This is a genomic window from uncultured Friedmanniella sp., assembly GCF_964244005.1.
Lineage (GTDB): Bacteria > Actinomycetota > Actinomycetes > Propionibacteriales > Propionibacteriaceae > Microlunatus.
This window is the reverse complement of sequence record NZ_CAXTHG010000007.1, coordinates 37,788-52,935: the sequence shown is the minus strand read 5'-3', so window position 1 is coordinate 52,935 and position 15,148 is coordinate 37,788. Positions and strand designations below refer to the sequence as shown.

Annotated in this window: 17 protein-coding genes; 7 read left to right on the top strand and 10 right to left on the bottom strand. The window is 71.2% G+C overall.

The features are described from left to right. Nucleotide 1 precedes the first annotated feature (1 nt). Nucleotides 2-844, bottom strand: coding sequence for a DUF881 domain-containing protein (locus ACFE76_RS06130; RefSeq protein WP_375430862.1), 843 nt, complete (start codon nt 842-844; stop codon nt 2-4). Between the two features lie 104 nt (nt 845-948). Between ACFE76_RS06130 and ACFE76_RS06125 the strand changes: the two genes are divergently transcribed. Further along, the gene (locus ACFE76_RS06125; RefSeq protein ID WP_375430861.1) at nt 949-1,221 is read left to right on the top strand and encodes a cell division protein CrgA; all 273 of its coding nucleotides are present in this window, start codon (nt 949-951) and stop codon (nt 1,219-1,221) included. 50 nt (nt 1,222-1,271) lie between these two features. After that, entirely contained in the window at nt 1,272-2,588 is a 1,317-nt protein-coding gene (locus ACFE76_RS06120; RefSeq protein ID WP_375430860.1) for an MATE family efflux transporter, read from the top strand. On the opposite strand, the gene ACFE76_RS06115 is transcribed toward ACFE76_RS06120, so the two are convergent. The 8 genes from ACFE76_RS06115 to ACFE76_RS06080 form a co-directional block, all read right to left on the bottom strand. Then, entirely contained in the window at nt 2,585-3,022 is a 438-nt protein-coding gene (locus ACFE76_RS06115; protein WP_375430859.1) for a cupin domain-containing protein, read from the bottom strand. The two genes, ACFE76_RS06120 and ACFE76_RS06115, sit on opposite strands and share 4 nt — an antisense overlap. Then, nucleotides 3,019-3,576, bottom strand: coding sequence for a hypothetical protein (locus ACFE76_RS06110; RefSeq protein WP_375430858.1), 558 nt, complete (start codon nt 3,574-3,576; stop codon nt 3,019-3,021). The genes ACFE76_RS06115 and ACFE76_RS06110 overlap by 4 nt, the downstream gene beginning before the upstream one ends. A 104-nt stretch (nt 3,577-3,680) precedes the next feature. Further along, nucleotides 3,681-4,130, bottom strand: a complete 450-nt coding sequence (gene rplI, locus ACFE76_RS06105) for a 50S ribosomal protein L9 (RefSeq protein ID WP_375430857.1) — start codon at nt 4,128-4,130, stop codon at nt 3,681-3,683. A 14-nt stretch (nt 4,131-4,144) separates the two neighbouring features. After that, the gene (gene rpsR / locus ACFE76_RS06100; protein ID WP_375424317.1) at nt 4,145-4,381 is read right to left on the bottom strand and encodes a 30S ribosomal protein S18; all 237 of its coding nucleotides are present in this window, start codon (nt 4,379-4,381) and stop codon (nt 4,145-4,147) included. Nucleotides 4,382-4,488: 107 nt separating this feature from the next. Next, nucleotides 4,489-5,052, bottom strand: coding sequence for a single-stranded DNA-binding protein (locus ACFE76_RS06095; RefSeq protein WP_375430856.1), 564 nt, complete (start codon nt 5,050-5,052; stop codon nt 4,489-4,491). A gap of 169 nt (nt 5,053-5,221) precedes the next feature. Beyond that, nucleotides 5,222-5,512, bottom strand: a complete 291-nt coding sequence (gene rpsF / locus ACFE76_RS06090) for a 30S ribosomal protein S6 (protein WP_375430855.1) — start codon at nt 5,510-5,512, stop codon at nt 5,222-5,224. Between the two features lie 435 nt (nt 5,513-5,947). Further along, on the bottom strand, nt 5,948-7,183 hold the full coding sequence (locus ACFE76_RS06085) for an alpha/beta hydrolase-fold protein (RefSeq protein ID WP_375430854.1): 1,236 nt from the start codon (nt 7,181-7,183) through the stop codon (nt 5,948-5,950). Next, on the bottom strand, nt 7,180-8,148 hold the full coding sequence (locus ACFE76_RS06080) for a Type 1 glutamine amidotransferase-like domain-containing protein (protein ID WP_375430853.1): 969 nt from the start codon (nt 8,146-8,148) through the stop codon (nt 7,180-7,182). The genes ACFE76_RS06085 and ACFE76_RS06080 overlap by 4 nt, the downstream gene beginning before the upstream one ends. Before the next feature lie 53 nt (nt 8,149-8,201). On the opposite strand from ACFE76_RS06080, the gene ACFE76_RS06075 reads away from it, so the two are divergent. The 3 genes from ACFE76_RS06075 to ACFE76_RS06065 are packed head-to-tail and all read left to right on the top strand — an operon-like array spanning nt 8,202 to nt 9,846. Continuing rightward, nucleotides 8,202-9,002, top strand: coding sequence for a deoxyribonuclease IV (locus ACFE76_RS06075; RefSeq protein WP_375430852.1), 801 nt, complete (start codon nt 8,202-8,204; stop codon nt 9,000-9,002). 38 nt (nt 9,003-9,040) lie between these two features. Beyond that, nucleotides 9,041-9,499 carry a hypothetical protein gene (locus ACFE76_RS06070; protein WP_375430851.1) on the top strand — a complete coding sequence of 153 codons (459 nt, stop codon included), beginning with the start codon at nt 9,041-9,043 and terminating at the stop codon, nt 9,497-9,499. Further along, nucleotides 9,496-9,846 carry a winged helix-turn-helix domain-containing protein gene (locus ACFE76_RS06065; RefSeq protein WP_375430850.1) on the top strand — a complete coding sequence of 117 codons (351 nt, stop codon included), beginning with the start codon at nt 9,496-9,498 and terminating at the stop codon, nt 9,844-9,846. The genes ACFE76_RS06070 and ACFE76_RS06065 overlap by 4 nt, the downstream gene beginning before the upstream one ends. Nucleotides 9,847-9,864: 18 nt before the next feature. Here ACFE76_RS06065 and ACFE76_RS06060 read toward each other — a convergent pair whose 3' ends face one another. Then, nucleotides 9,865-11,379 (bottom strand): serine/threonine-protein kinase, encoded by a 1,515-nt coding sequence (locus tag ACFE76_RS06060; RefSeq protein WP_375430849.1) that lies wholly within the window; start codon nt 11,377-11,379, stop codon nt 9,865-9,867. 133 nt (nt 11,380-11,512) lie between these two features. Here ACFE76_RS06060 and pta point away from each other — a divergent pair, with 133 nt between their 5' ends. Next, on the top strand, nt 11,513-13,645 hold the full coding sequence (gene pta / locus ACFE76_RS06055; RefSeq protein WP_375430848.1) for a phosphate acetyltransferase: 2,133 nt from the start codon (nt 11,513-11,515) through the stop codon (nt 13,643-13,645). Continuing rightward, nucleotides 13,642-14,799, top strand: coding sequence for an acetate kinase (locus ACFE76_RS06050; RefSeq protein WP_375430847.1), 1,158 nt, complete (start codon nt 13,642-13,644; stop codon nt 14,797-14,799). The genes pta and ACFE76_RS06050 overlap by 4 nt, the downstream gene beginning before the upstream one ends. The last annotated feature ends 349 nt before the right edge of the window (nt 14,800-15,148 follow it).

The window sequence follows — 15,148 nt, the reverse complement described above, 5'->3', positions numbered from 1 at the left end:
GCTATCGCGGGCTGGTGCCGTTCGGAACGACCGTCGGCGAGCTCGTGGTGCTGCCGAGCGGCCGGGCGTGCTGCAGGTCGAGCAGCCCCTCGTGCGCGCCGAACTCGGCTCGCTTCACCGACTTCTCGGTGTATACCAGTCCGTACGCGGCGACGTACTGCCGATAGATCTGCAGCGTCTGGGACGTCGCCAGCGCCGCTTGCAGCCGTTTCGGGTCGCCGATCGCGCTGATCACGTACGGCGGCGCGTACGGGATCCCGTGCAGCACGACGGTGTTGCCGACGCACTTGATCCCCGTCGTCGAGACCACCCGCTGGCCCTGGATCGTCATGGCCTCGGCGCCACCGCTCCACAGCACGTTCGCCACCCCCTGGATGTCTTGCTGGTGCACCACGAGCAGGTCGGCGTCGACGCCGTCGGCCGCCACCGAGGCGGGTGCGTCGTCCAGCGTGACCGTGACCGCCGGCCCTCGTACGGCCGCGAACCCGGCTTGCTGCGCCGCCCGGTCCAGCTCCGACTGCAGGGTCGACCCCGAGTTCTGGGCCGCCGACAGCTGGTCGACCTGCGCTCGCACCTGGCTCACCTGTCGAGTCAGGTCGGCGTTGCGCCGGGACTGGGACTGGACCAGGCTGACCAGGTCGGTGTTGCGTCCGGGCCGGAGGTCGGTACCGCGGGCGTTGACCGCGCTGACCACCACGAGCAGGCCGGCCAGCAGGCAGACCAGACCCGTCAGCACCCGGTGGACAGGACGCCGGTCTTGCTGCCGGAGACGCTGGGCGGCGCGGGCCCGGGTCAGCGTCCGCTCGACCCGCAGCCAGATCGAGGGATGGGTCGGTACGGTCACCGTCCCCCCTCCGCTGCGCCCGACTGCTCACCGTGCCGGTCGCCAGAAATGGCTCCGGTCCAGGTCATTGACTACGCTACCTACTTCAGGAGCGAGGAGAGAGCGTGCCCGAGTCACGAACACGCAAGTCGGCCGAGGACAAGCAGAAGCTCAAGGCGCAGCGCGCCGCGAAGCCTCAGAAGGTCAAGGCGCCGTCGAGCCGTCGGTGGGTTCCGCCCACCTTCATCACCGTCGGGCTGCTCGGGGTGGCCTGGCTGATCACCTTCTACGTCGCCGGGCCGCGCATCCCCTACATGAGCGACCTCGATAACTGGAACATCCTGATCGGGATGGGCGGGATGGCTGCCGCTTTCGGCATCGCCACCCTGTGGCGCTGAACCGGGAGCGAATACCACCGGTGTAGTTCTCCACAATGGGGATAACTCCTGTGGACAAGCCGGGTGCGGGCCGTCGCCTCGACCGCGAGATCGTCAGCCTCGCCCTGCCGACGTTGGCGACGCTGGTGTCGGAGCCGCTGCTGCTGATCGCGGACTCCGCGATCGTCGGGCACCTGGGGACCAACCAGCTGGCCGGCCTCGCGCTCGCCGCGAACGTGCTCGGCGTGCTGACCGGGCTCTCGATCTTTCTGGCCTACGCCACCACCGGGACGGTCGCCCGCCGGCTGGGCGCCGGTGAGCGGAGCAGCGCGCTGAGCGGCGGCTTCGACGGGCTCGTCCTCGCTGTCGGACTGGGCGTCGTGCTGTGCCTCGCCCTGCAGGCCGCGATCCCGGCCGTGACCGGCGCGTACGACGTCACCCCGGCCGTGGCCGTCGCGGCCACCACCTACCTGCGGATTGCCGCGTTCGGGCTGCCGTCGGTGCTGCTGCTGCTGGCTGGCACCGGGGTCCTGCGCGGGCTGCAGGACACCCGGACCCCGCTGCGCGTCGTGATCGGGGCCAACCTCGCCAACATCGGCCTCAACTTGCTGCTCGTCTACGGGGTCGGGCTCGGCATCGCCGGGTCCGCGTTGGGCACGCTGATCGCCCAGACCGGCGCGGCGGTGGTGGTCGCGGCCGTCGTCCTGCGGCGGATGCGCGCCGCCCGGGCGCCCGCACGTTTCCGGCCGGGCGGGGTGCTCCGCGCCGCCCGGGCGGGCGGCTGGCTGGTGTTGCGGACGGCGACGCTGCAGGGGGCGGTCACGCTGACCACGCTGGTGGCCGCGACCGCCGGCACAGCGGCCTTGGCGGCGCACCAGGTGGTGACCAGTCTCTGGGTCCTGTTGGCCTTCGCGCTGGACGCCGTCGCGATCGCCGGCCAGTCGCTGATCGGCCGAGCGCTCGGCGCCGGCGACGTCGCGCTCGGCCGGGCCCTGACCCGCCGGATGCTGGGCTGGGGCGTGACCGCCGGAGTGGTGTTCGGGCTCGTCGTCTGGCTGGGTCGGCCGCTGTACGTGGGGCTCTTCTCCCCCGACCCGGGCGTGCAGCAGCTGGTTGGCCGGGTCCTGCTCGTCGTCGTGGTGGTGACCCCGGTCGCCGGAGTGGTCTACGTGCTCGACGGCGTGCTCATCGGGGCCGGCGACGGCCGCTACCTTGCGGGCGCCGGGCTGGTCGCCCTGCTCGGCTACGTGCCGCTCGCCCTCACCGTCGGTCACACCGACGCCGGTCTGGTCTGGCTGTGGGTCGCGTACGGAGGCTTCATGCTCGCGCGGGCGGTCACACTCTCGCTGCGGGCCCGCACCGACCGTTGGTTGCGGGTCGGGGCTTAACGCTGCGGCAAGGTCCGCCAGTCAGCGAAGTCGAAGCCGGGGGAGACGACGCAGGACACCAACGCCTCGCCCTCAGCTGCGGGTTCGGCCGACTGCCAGGCCGACGCCGGGACCAGGACCTGGGGCTGCTGACCGGCGGCCAGGTCGGAGCCGAGCAGCACCTCGGTGACCTGCTCGCCCGGAGTGTCGCCGGTACCGCCCAGACGCAGCCGCAGCGGGACGCCGGCGTGGTGCAACCACAGCTCGGCCGAGCGGACCTGGTGCCAGGCCGACTTCTCGCCCGGCCCGAGGACGTAGTAGATGGCCGTCGCCGTCGGTCGCGCGCTGCCCTCGGATCCGCGAACGACCACCGAGGACGCCCAGGTACGGCGGAACCAGCCGCCCTCAGGATGCGGCTCGAGGTCGAGGGCGGCAGCCAGCGCCGGCCGGGTCACCCGTTCCACTCCAGCGCAGCGATGTAGGTGGTCTGGTCGACCCGCTTGCGCGCCTCCATCCCGCCGAGGATCAACACCAGACCGCCGAGCAGGGCGAACACCCAGGCGCTGCCCAGGAGGGTGGGGACGCCCGAGGACGCCAGCAGCTGGTAGCCCGTGATGGTGATGACAGCGCTGAGGGACAGGAACCAACCGGCCAACAGCAGGATGCGGCGGACCCAGACCCCGAGAGTCTCGGCGGCGAGCGCCCAGGTGGAGAACAGGGCGAAGAGCAGACCGACCTGGTGCGCCGCGAGCCCCACGTAGGTGACGTTGAGGCCGGCCGAAACTGCCGTCGGGTCGTAGCCGACGAAGTACGGAGCGTCCGCCTGGGCCTTGATGAAGAACCGGCTCGCCGGCAGCAGCGAGCGACCGTACGCGTGGAAGTCGGCGACGGCGACGTGCGGGAGGAGCACGCTCATGAGCATCAGCACCACGGCCAGCCCGCAGACCACGCCGCGCCGTTGGTAGCCGCGGCGGCGGCGTTCGAGGGCCTCGGCGGTGGGGAGAATCACGCGTCGACTTTATGCGAGCAGCAGCGGATTTCTTCGACAAAGTCAGGTGCGGAAAGGCAGAACGCCCCGAGGCCGGAGCCACGGGGCGTTCTGGGGGTGCAGTCCTAAGACTGAGCGACGACCGCGAGCTGGACGTGCGCGGTGACCGCGTCGTGCAGCTTGACGCCCACGGTGTGGGTGCCGAGGGTCTTGATCGGCTTGAGGATCTCGACGGCCCGCTTGTCGATCGCGACGTTGCCGGCCTTCTTGATCGCCGTGGCGACGTCACCGGGGGTGACGGCACCGAACAGCTTGCCGGTGTCGCCGGCCCGGACACCGAGCTCGACGCTCAGGCCCTCGAGGCGCGTACGCACCTCCTGAGCGTGGTCGAGACCCCGGATCTCCCGGGCGTCACGGCTGCGCTTGATGCCGTCAATCTGCTTCTCGCCACCACGGGACCAACGGATGGCCACGCCGCGGGGCACGAGGAAGTTACGGCCGTAGCCGTCCTTCACCTCGACCACGTCGCCAGCCACACCGAGGTTGTCCACGGCAGCAGTCAGGATGAGCTTCATCTGACGTCCCTTTCTCAGCGCGCCGTCGAGGCGTACGGCAACAGCGCGACCTCGCGGGCGTTCTTGATGGCGATCGCGACCTTGCGCTGCTCCTGGACGCTGAGTCCGGTGACCCGACGGGCCCGGATCTTTCCACGCTCAGAGATGAACTTCCGCAGCGTGGCGGTGTCCTTGTAATCGATGTGCTGACCGGCGCGGAGCGGATTCGACTTCTTCTTCGGGATGCGCTTCGCAGGTGGGGTGCTGGCCATTGTGGTGCTCTCCTCTCGAAAGCCCGGCGCGAGACCTGTGCTCGATTGCCGGAATGTGCCTGACGTGGTGTCCTGACCTGCTGGTCAGAACTGTCCTGACCGACAGGTCAGAACGGGGGCTCTTCGCTCTGGGGCGTCGCCCAGGGGTCAGAACCTTGAGAACGGTTACCGCCGCCGCTGCTGGCCCCGGTGGCCCAGGGGTCGTCGCCCCCGGCACCCCCGCTGCTGGACCCGCCGCCGGAGCTGCCTCCGCCGTAACCGCCGCCGCCCCCGGAGGGACGACCGCCGCCGCCCCCGCCGCCACCACTGGTGGTACGGGTGACCTTGGCGGTGGCGTAACGCAGCGCGGGACCGACCTCGTCGACGTCGACCTCGAACACGGTGCGCTTCTCGCCCTCGCGGGTCTCGTAGCTCCGTGACTTCAGGCGGCCCTGGACGATGACGCGCATGCCCTTCTGCAGCGACTCCGCGACGTTTTCCGCTGGCTGCCGCCACACGGCACAGCTGAGGAACATCGCGTCACCGTCGCGCCACTCGTTGCTCTGGCGGTCGAAGGTGCGGGGGGTCGACGCGACCGTGAAGTTCGCGACGGCCGCACCCGAGGGGGTGAAGCGCAGCTCCGGGTCGGCGGTGAGGTTGCCGACCAGGGTGATGGGTGTTTCGCCTGCCATGGGGTCTCCCTGGAGATGAGGAACGACGTACGTCGAGTGAGGTGTCCGTCCGGGCAAGATCCTGCCAGTCGGCACTGACGAAAAGTGTCAGCCCGGCTGATCTGTGGACAGCGCCGGACAGGCTCGCGGCCTGTGGACAAGCCGCGCCCGCACTCGATGCGGATCGAACTCAGTGGGCGTCGGTGCGGATGACCTTGGTACGCATGATCGACTCGTTGATGGAGAACTGGCGGTCCATCTCCTTGACGTCGACCGGGTTGGCCTTGATGGTGATGACGGCGTAGATGCCCTCGGACTTCTTCTGGATCTCGTACGCCAACCGGCGACGACCCCAGATGTCCAGGCTCTCCACGGTGCCGCCACCCTTGGTGATGACGGTCAGGTACTGCTCGAGCGTGGGTTGGACGGAACGCTCTTCGGTCTCAGGGTCGAGAATGACCATGACCTCGTAGGGGCGCATGCGCGAACTCCACCTCCTCTGGTCTCAGCGGCCACGGGACGTCCCCGTAGCAGGAGGGCGAATGCCACCGCCCCACACGGGTGGGGCGATGTCGTGCCACCACTGATGGCGGCAGCACAGCGGTCCAACCTACCGGTTTCGGCCGTCTCCTGGCCAATCCGCGGGGACCCCTCCTCCGCCCTCACCACCACCCCGGCCGAGGTGCGACCCCCACTTCACACTTCCGCGGCCGTTGGTGCGCCCCCTGCACGGAGCGCACGGACGCCCGACAGGGTGTGAAGTGGAGGACATGGGGGTGCCGGGTGCCGGGCTACCCGACCTCAGCCCTAGGCGGCCAGGACCCGGGCGGTGCCCGCCCGTTCCTCGGGCGTGCTGTCGGGCAGGACGTCGGCGGCCATGTCCACGAGCGGAACGGCGAAGGCCATGGGACGAACGCTACTCGTAGACGAACATCTGCTCGCCGGGGAAGATCCAGCTCAGCCCCTCGCGCAGCCGGTCGCGCCACGACACCCAGTTGTGGCCGTCGCGGGACTCGACGTAGCTGACCTCCATCCCCGCGTCGGCGAAGACCTGCAGCATCGAGCGGTTCTGCACGATCAGGTCTTCGTACACCCCGCACGAGATGAAGAGCCGGTCCGCCACCCGCACCGGCCGGGCCCGGTAGCGGTTGACGAACCGCACCACCGGGTCGAACGCGGAGTCCTCGCCGTGGTCGGCGCCGATGTCGGTGAAGACGAACGAGCCGGACTGCAGCAGCAGCGAGCCGAAGACGTCGGGATAGCGGACGGCCGTGGAGAGCGAGGCGACCGCGCCGAAGCTGGAGCCCATCAGGCAGCGCGAACCCGGCCCGTCAGCCAGCGGCAGCTGCGCCGACAGGTGGTCGACCAGCTCGGTCGCGATCCAGCGGGCGTGCGCGCTGGAGTTGGGATACTCCCGCAGCCGGTCGCCGGGATAGGTGAACGCGACGACCGTCTCGGCCATGTCGAGGCGGTGGATCAGGTTGTCGAGCACGGTCTTCATCGACGCGTACGCGAGGAAGTCGCCGCCGTCGTGCACCACGAGCAACGGGTACCGGGTGGTGCGGCGGAAGCGCGCCGGCAGGTAGACCGTGACCCGGTTGTCCCGGCGTTGGGCCCGGCTCGGGACGGTCAGCTCGACCAGCTGGCCCTGGCGGGCGTCGGGGTCGAAGATCGCCCAGTCCGGGGTCTCGTAGCCCTGCCCGTAGCAGACGGATGAGTTGCCGAACGGGCCGTCGGCCGTCCGCGGGTTGGCCGGATCGTTGAACCGCTCCCAGGTGTCGCCGCCGCTGAAGGCATCCGAACGACGGAGCGCCTCGAACTGGTACTCGACCCGCGAGTCCGGCGGGATCTCGACCACGACGTACCAGAAGTCGGTGCCGGGCAGCCGCCGCAGCGGCAGGTCGCCGGGCAGCCCGACCACGCGGTGCCGGACGTAGACCGCGTCGGCCTGGCAGCGGACGGCGAAGGTGCAGCGGACTCCTTCGACCACCGGGAAGGGCTGCCGGGCGAAGAAGCGGTCGATCGTCGCGTCGGGGGACTCCTCCGACGACAGCCGGCGCAACCGGTCCCGCAGCCGGTTGACGGCGAGCTTGCGCTGGGTCGCTTTGGCCCCGGTGGTCGGGCCGAGGGCGACGCCGGGCGAGCTGGTCACCAGGCCCGGCTCGCTCGGCCGCTCGCGGGAGCGGCGTCGGCCCCGGTGACCACCCGTCCGGTCTCGGACAGCCGCGGCGCCCAGTCGGGCAGCGACTGCCCGTCACGCAGGTCGAGCCGAGCCCCGTCGTTCATCACCACCCCGCGGCCAGGAGCCAGCCGCCGCGCCATCAGACCAACATGATCATGGTCGTCCAGCCGCAGCCGGCGACGCGCGTGCGGCAGCGGGACAACTCCTGTGTACGCAGCGATCCCGACGGCGTAGACCTCGGCCGGGCGGGCCCCGTACGGCGGATGATCATGGAACAGCACCACCCGCTCGGCCAACGCCATTGCCCCGGCCGACCAGGCGATGACCGGGAAGCCGATCGTGGAATCGCGTAGCTGGTCGGCGATCCCGAAGAGCTGCAGCAGGTGCAGCAAGATCGCGACGTGCCCGCCGGTGACCACCAGACCAGCACTGTCCCCCAGCAGTCGCGCCACGTCTTCCCGGTGCCGGGCGAGGGTGTCGCTGTTGCTGGCTTGGACTTCCTCGGCCGCGGCGTCCCGGATCTGCTGGCCGCAGCGCAGGTTCCACGCGTCCAGCGCGCGGATCGCCTCGACCCCGTCCGCGTCGGCCGCCTCACGAAGTCCTTCGTCGCGGACCTGCCGCCGGACCGCGGCCACGGCCGCGAGAGCCTGGGTGAGCCGCAGTCGGTAGGCGGTCCGCAGCTCGGTGAGCGCGTTGGACAGCCGCAGCTGGCTCGCGTCGAAGTCGGGGTCGTCTTCACGCAGCGTCTGCCAGCGCTGGTGCAGCTCGAGGTTGACCAGCCGTCCACCGAGCACGTCGTCCAGCTCGCCCGTGTCGGCCTCGCGCTCGAGCCAGCCGGCGTTGACCGCCGCGACCGGCCCGTCGGGCACCAGCTCGGCGACGGCCGAGCGGGCCCCCGCCACCCGGCGCTGGGGTCCGAGCAAGGTGACGTCCACCCGAAGAGGTTAGTCGTGGCCGGGCTGTCGGTGGTCACCGTTAGGTTCGGGGCATGACGACTCTGGTGATCGGTGGGCACGGCGAGCAGGCAGATCCCCTGGCCGAGGCGCAGGCCCGCTCGGCCACGCTGGCCCAGTTCTTCCTCGGCGACCCCCAAGGCTGGAAGGGTCCGGAGCTCGCCTATCCGGGTGGGGCGGCGGCGCTGCGGGCGGCCGCGGTCGAGGCGGGCATCACCCTCTACGTGCACGCCCCGTACGTGCTCAACGTCGCCACCAGCAACAACCGGATCCGCATCCCCAGCCGCAAGTTCCTGCAGCAGTACCTGCACGCGGCGGCCGAGGTGGGCGCGGCCGGGCTGGTCGTGCACGGCGGTCACGTGCTCAAGAACGACGACCCGGCGGTCGGCTTCGACAACTGGCGCAAGTGCGTGGAGCGGCTCGAGCTGGAAGTCCCGCTGCTGATCGAGAACACTGCGGGCGGCGACAACGCGATGGCCCGCGGGCTCGACCGCCTCGCCCAGCTCTGGGAGGCCGTCGGAGCGGCGCCGGGAGCCGACCAGGTGGGCTTCTGCCTCGACACCTGCCACGCCCACGCTGGTGGCGAGCCGCTGGACGGGCTGGTCGACCGGGTGCGGGCCATCACGGGCCGGATCGACCTGGTGCACGCCAACGACTCCCGCGACGCCTTCGACTCCGGGGCCGACCGGCACGCCAACCTCGGCGACGGCCAGGTGCCGGCCGAGGCGCTGGTCGAGGTCGTCCGTGCCGCCGGGGCGCCGGTCGTCGTGGAGACCCCCGGCGGACGGGAGGGTCAGGCTGCCGACATCGCGTGGCTACGGGAACGAGCAGCCTGAACGTACTTGCCAAATTGGAAAGTAGCCAGACTCGAGCCATGGACAACTCCTCGACCCCGGCCGTGCTCCCCGACGCTCCCGAGCCCGCTACCGCGCCTGCCGACGTGCTCCGACGGGCCGCCCAGCTCAGCGGCCAGGCTCGCCGCTCCGGCCGCTGGTACGGCACCTACCTGCTGGTCTTCGCCGCCGGCTCCTTCGCCATCTCGATCCTGACCGGAGCGCTGCGGGGGCCGTCCGGCGTCCTGACCACCACGCTGCTCTGGGGAGCTTTCCTCCTGGTCACCACGATCTGGATCAGCCGCAAGCAGACCGCGATCCGCGGCATGACCCGGCTGCACGCGGCGGTGATGATCAGCTGGGGCCTGGTGTGGGCCGCGAACGTGATCCTCGGCCAGTACTACTTCGCCACGTCGATGGGCTGGTGGCTGGTCGGCGGGATCGCGGTCGCGACGCCGCCCGTGGTGGGCGCGGTCGTCGCCTACCGCCGTACGGCATGAGCCCCACCTCGACCGCTGCCGGTCAGCATCCGCGGCACGGCCTCGACGAGGTGATCCACGCGCCGGTGCGGTTCTCGATCATGGCCACCCTGTCCGCCGTCGAACGGGCCGAGTTCTCCTTCGTCCGCGACACCGTCGAGATCAGCGACTCGGTGCTCTCCAAGCAGGTCGCGGTGCTCGAGCAGGCCGGCTACGTCCGAGTGACCAAGGGCTACGTCGGCAAGCGACCGCGGACCTGGCTGAGCCTGCACGCCGAGGGCCGGCGTGCGTACGCCGCTCACCTCGCTGCCCTGACCGATATCGCGTCGGGCTTCGTCCCGGCGGCCGGCGACCAGACCGCCGGTTAGCGCACGGTTAGCCCACGGTTAGCCCGGCTGTTGCAGGTCGACGGGGCTGAGCCGCTCGCCGCGGCCGAAGATGCAGCGGAAGAACCGGGCGTCGCCATCATTCGGTTGTGGCGGCAGGGACAGGATCTCCCAGTCGGTCTTCCTGGCCTCTTTGTCCAACATCCGCTTCAGGACGCTGCTGGAACAGAGCTGCTTGACCTCGGCGTCGGCCTCGAGGCTGGACTGCGTCCGGACGTCGAAGTCCAGGGGGCCGGCGACGAAGGTCTGGTAGACGTGGTTCTTGTCGCAGTCCACCAGGTTGCCCAGCCGGGGCGTGTCGAACACCGAGATCACGCTCGTCCAGCACTCCCGCTCGGCGCTGCAGTAGCTGGGCTGGCCCAGTGCGGTCGAGCAGTCGGAGAAACCGAGCGGCACCGCCGCCACGTCAGACGGCGGGGTCGGGGAGCTGCTGGCGGTGCTGGCTGCGGTGCTGGCGGGGACGGGATCAGCGACGACGGACTGCCGGCCGCGGTTGATCACGACCAGCGTGCCCACCAGCACGGCGACCAGGACGAGGGCGAGCAGAGCGGCCACGAGGCCACGTCGGCGAGGGTCGCTGACCCGCCGACTGCGGCCGCCCGCCGCGGACCCGATCGCCACCGCAGCCTTCCTCGGGCCGGCCTCGGCCGCGGCAGCCTCGGCCGGGACGAGGGCATCGTCTCGGTCCTCGGCCGTCTCACCCAGGGGCAGCGCGGCCAGTCGGCGACCGAACTCGGCCGCGTCCGGTCGCCCGGCGGGTTCGAGCGCCAGCGCCTCCAGCAGCAGCTGCATGAACGCCGGGTCGATCGTGGACAGCGGTTCGACCGGCTGCTGCTGCCGCTCCAGCACCTCCACCAAGGTGGGCGTGCCCTCAGCGGGCCAGCGCGGCGGCCGGCCCGACAGCAGGGCGTAGAGGGTGGCGGCAAGGGAATAGACGTCACCGGTGGCCGACGGCGGTCGCCGGTGCAGGATCTCCGGGGCCGTGTACGCCGGGGTCAGGACCTCGAAGGCCTCTTTGGGCGGCGTCTCGGGGCCGGCGATCGCGGCCAGCCCGAAGTCGGCGAGGCCGACGTTGCCGTAGCTGTCGATCAGGATGTTGGCGGGCTTGACGTCGCGGTGCAGCACCCCCCGGGCGTGGGTAGCGGCGAGCGCGTCGGCGATCCGGACGCCGATGTCGCGCACCCGCGTCGGGGTCAGCCGCGCGTCGGCGGCGAGATAGCGGGTCAGCGAGCCGCCCGGGCAGAGGTCCATCACCAGGTACGGGCGGTCATCGGACAGGATGCCGGCGTCGTGCACGGTGATGATGCCGGGGTGCGCCGACATCCGCCCGGCCGCTCCGGCCTCACGGAGGAAACGTCGCCGTTCGGCCTCGACGTCGAGCCGGCGCTGGTCGACCTTGACCGCGACCAGCCGGTCGAGCGTCTCCTGCCGGGCCTCCCAGACCGTGGCAAAGCCCCCACGCGCCAGCGGACGCCAGTCGGTGAGTCCCGGGATCTGTGGAGGTGTGATCGCCACCGGGACAACATAGACGCGCCGTGGTCCGCGGGGGGCGGAACCGAAGAAGCCTCAGGCGTTCCTGAGCCTGGGCCGGCGACGGAGCGGCCCCTTGCCGCCCCACGATGTCGGCGTCGGCCGCTACCCTCACCGCATGAGTCGTAGCGTCTACGTGGCCTCACCCGAGGGCCTGACGGGCAAGTCGGCCGTGGCGCTCGGGCTGCTCGACGCGCTCACCCGGGAGGCCGGATCGGTCGGGGTCTTCCGACCGCTGACCACAGCCGGCAGCCTGGACGCGGACGAGGACGTCGACCTGGTCGTCGACCTGCTGGTCAACCAGCCGGGGATCAACCAGAGCTACGCCGACGCGCTCGGGGTCACCTACGAGGCCGCCCGGCACGACCCGGACGAGGCGCTGCACGTCATCGTCGAACGCTTCGGAAGGCTGAGCGAGCGCTTCGACGTGGTGGTGGTGATCGGCTCCGACTACACCGACGTCTCCACCGGTACCGAGCTGTCCCTGAACGCCAAGATCGCGGCCAACCTCGGCTCGCCGGTGGTCCTGGTGGTGCACGGCCGCGAGCGGACGCCCGAACAGATCCACTCCGCCGCCGACGGGGCGATCCACGAGCTGCGAGCCAACCACGCGCGGGTGGTGGCCGTGGTGGCCAACCGGGTCGAGGCCGACGCGGTCGCCACGATCAAGGCCGAGCTGGCTTCGGGTACGCGGTCGGGATCCTCGGAGCAGGGTGAGCCAGCCGGGCTGGTCATCGCGGCCATCGCCGACAACCCGATCCTCTCCGCGCCGACCTTCCGGGCGTTGGTCGAGGCCGGCCAGGGCGAGCTGACGCTCGGCAACGAGAGCTGGATGGACCGTGAGGCCATCGGCATCATCGTGGCGGCGATGAGCCTGCCCAACGTGCTCGACCGGCTGCGCCCGGACGTGGCGGTGATCGCGCCCAGCGACCGGACGGACCTGATCCCCGGCTTGATGCTCGCCCACCAGAGCGGGACGTTTCCCGCGCTCGCCGGCATCCTGCTCACCGGCGGGTACCCGTTGCCGGAGAGCATCCGCCGGCTGTCCGCCGGCGTCGAGCAAGACCTGCCGATCGCGCTCACCGACCTGGGCACCTTCACCACGGCGGAACGGCTGATGCGGGTCCGCGGGCCGCTGACCAAGAGCTCGACGAAGAAGATCGAGACCGCCCGCCGGCTGTTCGCCGAGCAGGTCGACCAACCCGCCCTGCTGGCGGCGATCGACCTGCCGGCCTCCGAGGTACGGACGCCGCTGATGTTTGAGTACCAGCTGATGGAGCGGGCCCGCGCCGACCGTCAGCACATCGTGCTGCCCGAGAGCACCGACGACCGCATCCTCGAGGCGACGGCGATCCTGCTGCGGCGCGGCGTCGCCCGGCTGACCCTGCTCGGCGACGAGACCAAGGTGCGCGCCCGGGCGTCCGCCCTCGGCCTGGACCTCGACGAGGCCGACGTGGTGTCCCCCACCGACCCGGCGCTGGTCGAGCGGTTCGCCGCCGCGTACGCCGAGGCCCGCGCCCACCGCGGGGTGACGCTGGAGAAGGCGCGCGAGGTGGTCACCGACATCTCCTACTTCGCCACGTTGATGGTGCACCTCGGGCTGGCCGACGGCATGGTCTCCGGGGCGGTGAACACGACCGCGCACACCATCCGGCCGGCGTTGGAGTTCGTGAAGACCCGGCCGGGCGTGGCCACCGTCTCCAGTGTCTTCCTGATGTGCCTGGCCGACCGGGTGCTGGTCTACGGCGACTGCGCGGTCATCCCCGAGCCGACGACCGAGCAGCTGGCCGACATCGCACTCTCCTCGGCCGACACCGCCCGGCAGTTCGGGATCGAGCCGCGGGTGGCGATGCTGTCCTACTCCACCGGCAGCTCCGGGGCCGGCGCCGAGGTCGAGAAGGTGCGCGCCGCCACCGCCCTGGTCGCCGAACGGGCGCCGGACCTGGCCCTGGAGGGGCCGATCCAGTACGACGCGGCCGTCGACCTCGACGTCGCCCGGACCAAGCTGCCCGGCTCCGACGTCGCCGGCCGGGCCACCGTCTTCGTCTTCCCCGACCTCAACACCGGCAACAACACCTACAAGGCGGTCCAGCGCAGCGCGCACGCCGTGGCCATCGGGCCGGTGCTGCAGGGGCTGCGCAAGCCGGTCAACGACCTGTCCCGGGGGGCCCTGGTGGAGGACATCGTGAACACCGTGGCCATCACGGCCGTCCAGGCCCAGGCCGTTTCGGCAGCGGGGGCTTCCGCATGACCGGCGCGCCGGTGCTGGTGCTGAACGCCGGCTCGTCCAGCCTCAAGTACCAGCTCGTCGTGCCCGGCACGACCGAGGTCGCCGCCAAGGGCACGATCGAGCGGATCGGCGAGGACGGCAGCGGCATCGCCGACCACAGCGCCGCGGTCCGACAGATGACCGAGCAGCTGGGCGCCGCCGGGATCGACCTGGCCACCGCCGGGGTCCGCGCGGTCGGCCACCGCGTGGTGCACGGTGGGCCCGACTTTTCCGACCCGGTCGTGGTGACCGACGCCGTGGTGGAGCAGATCCGCGACCTGAGCCCGCTCGCTCCGCTGCACAACCCGGGGGCCGTGGCCGGGATCGAGGCGGCGCGGGCCGAGCTGGCCGTGCCGCACGTCGCGGTCTTCGACACCGCCTTCTTCGCCGGCCTGCCGGCGGCGGCCGCCACGTACGCGATCCCGCGGGAGCTGGCGGCCCAGTACCGGATCCGCCGCTACGGCATGCACGGCACCTCGCACCGCTACGTGTCCACAGCCGTGGCCGCGCTGGTCGGGCGGCCGCTGGCCGAGCTCAGCCAGATCGTGCTGCACCTCGGCAACGGCGCCTCCGCCTCCGCCGTCCAGGGCGGCCGCGCGATCGAGACGTCGATGGGGCTGACCCCGCTGCAGGGTCTGGTGATGGGGACGCGTTCCGGCGACGTCGACCCCGGCCTGCACCCGTACCTCGCCCGGGAGGCCGGGCTGTCGATCGACGAGATCGACTCCGCGCTCAACAAGCAGTCCGGGCTGAAGGGCCTGAGCGGCGTCAACGACTTCCGGGCGCTGCAGGAGCTGCGCCAGGCGGGAGATGCCGACGCCGAGCTGGCCTTCGGGGTCTACGTGCACCGGCTCAAGCACTACGTCGGCGCCTACCTCGCCCAGCTCGGCCGGCTGGACGTGCTCACCTTCACCGCCGGGGTCGGGGAGAACAACGCCGAGCTCCGGGCCGCCGTCGTGGCCGGACTCGACGGCCTCGGCCTGTCGGTTGATCCCGACCGCAACGCCGCTCCCGGAGGCGGAGCCCGGGTCATCTCCCCCGACGGCTCTCGCGTCACCGTCGCCGTCGTCCCGACCAACGAAGAGCTCGAGATCGCCCGCCAGACGGTGGCTTTGCTGGACTCCTCTGCCGGCTAAGGTCACTGCAACCCCTTCGCCGCCAACGAGCAAGCTGCCACGAAGATGAACAGTTGCGCCGAGAAGGTCAACTCGGTCCGCCTCTACCGGTAGCCGAGAGACGACGGCAGCGGCCGGCTCGGCGCGCTCGTCGCGGCCTGACCAGCAGGTCGGTATGAGGCAATCCGCTGATAAATGCTCCGCAGATCGCCTTTCCGGGTCAACAGGCCCGGAATGCGTCCGAGCGGGAGCATCCGTCAGCGGTTACTCGCCATATCGGCGAGGAACCGCAAACCGGTGAGCCCTTCAGGCTCATAGCGCAGATCGGCGTGCGCCCCCGCATCTTCAGCCCGATGGCGCAACCTCTTGC

Excerpts from the sequence above, each read along its gene's own strand:
- rpsF (WP_375430855.1), bottom strand. The coding sequence starts at position 5,512 with ATGCGCCCCTACGAGGTCATGGTCATTCTCGACCCTGAGACCGAAGAG.
- ACFE76_RS06065 (WP_375430850.1), top strand. The coding sequence starts at position 9,496 with ATGAGCCCCACCTCGACCGCTGCCGGTCAGCATCCGCGGCACGGCCTC.
- ACFE76_RS06050 (WP_375430847.1), top strand. The coding sequence starts at position 13,642 with ATGACCGGCGCGCCGGTGCTGGTGCTGAACGCCGGCTCGTCCAGCCTC.
- rpsR (WP_375424317.1), bottom strand. The coding sequence starts at position 4,381 with ATGGCCAGCACCCCACCTGCGAAGCGCATCCCGAAGAAGAAGTCGAAT.
- ACFE76_RS06070 (WP_375430851.1), top strand. The coding sequence starts at position 9,041 with ATGGACAACTCCTCGACCCCGGCCGTGCTCCCCGACGCTCCCGAGCCC.
- ACFE76_RS06075 (WP_375430852.1), top strand. The coding sequence starts at position 8,202 with ATGACGACTCTGGTGATCGGTGGGCACGGCGAGCAGGCAGATCCCCTG.
- rplI (WP_375430857.1), bottom strand. The coding sequence starts at position 4,130 with ATGAAGCTCATCCTGACTGCTGCCGTGGACAACCTCGGTGTGGCTGGC.
- pta (WP_375430848.1), top strand. The coding sequence starts at position 11,513 with ATGAGTCGTAGCGTCTACGTGGCCTCACCCGAGGGCCTGACGGGCAAG.
- ACFE76_RS06095 (WP_375430856.1), bottom strand. The coding sequence starts at position 5,052 with ATGGCAGGCGAAACACCCATCACCCTGGTCGGCAACCTCACCGCCGAC.